Source organism: Chryseobacterium sp. AG844 (assembly GCF_003182335.1).
In the GTDB taxonomy this organism is placed as follows: domain Bacteria; phylum Bacteroidota; class Bacteroidia; order Flavobacteriales; family Weeksellaceae; genus Chryseobacterium; species Chryseobacterium cupriresistens.
Genome location: NZ_QGTV01000047.1, coordinates 1 through 1,365, shown reverse-complemented (window position 1 = coordinate 1,365; position 1,365 = coordinate 1). Strand labels below are relative to the sequence as shown.

Annotated in this window: 1 protein-coding gene; it reads left to right on the top strand. The window is 36.8% G+C overall.

Going from position 1 to position 1,365, the window contains the following annotated elements; all coding sequences use genetic code 11:
* Positions 1 to 115: 115 nt before the first annotated feature.
* Positions 116 to 1,318 (top strand): IS256 family transposase, encoded by a 1,203-nt coding sequence (locus DEU40_RS22185; protein WP_110011861.1) that lies wholly within the window; start codon positions 116 to 118, stop codon positions 1,316 to 1,318.
* The last annotated feature ends 47 nt before the right edge of the window (positions 1,319 to 1,365 follow it).

Below are 1,365 nucleotides of genomic sequence, written 5' to 3'. Positions count from 1 at the left end.
GGTAGTGTCTCACTAACTGTGTAAGTTAAAAAGTTATTCTGGAAAATTTTGAGCCCTCATAGCTCAAAAAATTTTACGGAAATAACTTTTTATTATTTTTAACCATTACATAGTTATGATCGACAAAGAAGATTTATTAAACAACAAGGATTTTTACAAGTCCTTCAAGAATGGAGAAGATTTAACCTCATTCTTCAAAGAAATGCACAAACGAGCTGTAGAGCATATGCTTGATGCAGAACTTGACTCTCATCTGGATAATGAAAAGCATCAGAAATCTACCACTGGAAATTACCGAAACGGTCACGGAAGCAAGAAAATAAAGTCGTCGTTTGGAGAGTCTGAAATTAAAGTTCCCAGAGATCGTGAAGGAAATTTTGAGCCCGCATTAGTTCCCAAAAGGCACAACATTATCGATGGTTTGGAGAATATTATCATTTCCTTCTATGCCAAAGGAATGAGCGTATCAGACATTGAAGAACAGATCCGCGAGATGTATGATTTTGAGGTTTCTACTTCCACCATATCACGAATAACCAATGCCATTGCAAGTGAAGTGGTAAGTTGGCAAAACCGCCCGCTTGAAGATTTGTATCTCATTGTTTGGATGGATGGGATTGTTTTCAAGGTAAGGGAAAACTCCAAAGTCATTAATAAAACTGTTTATCTGGCTGTTGGATTAAACCGTGACGGGAGAAAAGAAGTATTGGGAATGTGGCTTGGAAAAAATGAAAGCTCAGCATTCTGGATGGGTGTTCTTACAGATTTAAAAGCTCGTGGTGTAGAGGATATTCTCATCACGGCTACCGATAATTTAAATGGATTTACCCAGACTATCCGTTCTGTTTTTCCTGAATCTCAAACCCAGATTTGTGTGGTTCATCAAATCAGAAATGCCTGCAAATATGTAGTTTGGAAGGACAGAAAAGAATTTTCTGCCGATATGAAACATATTTACACAGCTCCAACAAAACAAGCAGCTGAAGCAGCTCTCAATGATTTTGCAGAAAAATGGGAAAGCAAATATTCTTATGCTATCGCATCCTGGCGGAATAATTGGGATGAGTTGACCGTATTCTTTGAATTTCCTCTCGAAATCCGAAAGATCATTTATACCACTAATTTAATTGAAAATCTCAACGGAAAAATCCGTAAATACACCAAAAACAAAATGTCTTTTCCTACGGATGATGCTGTAATGAAATCAGTGTATCTCGCTTTAAAAGAGGCTACTAAAAAATGGACCATGCCAATTCAAAATTGGGGCATTGTTCTCAACCAATTTATGCTTATTTTTGAAAAAAGGCTCAGATTATAAAATCCAAGCCTTGACTTTTTAACTTACACACTTTGTGGGAGAGTGTC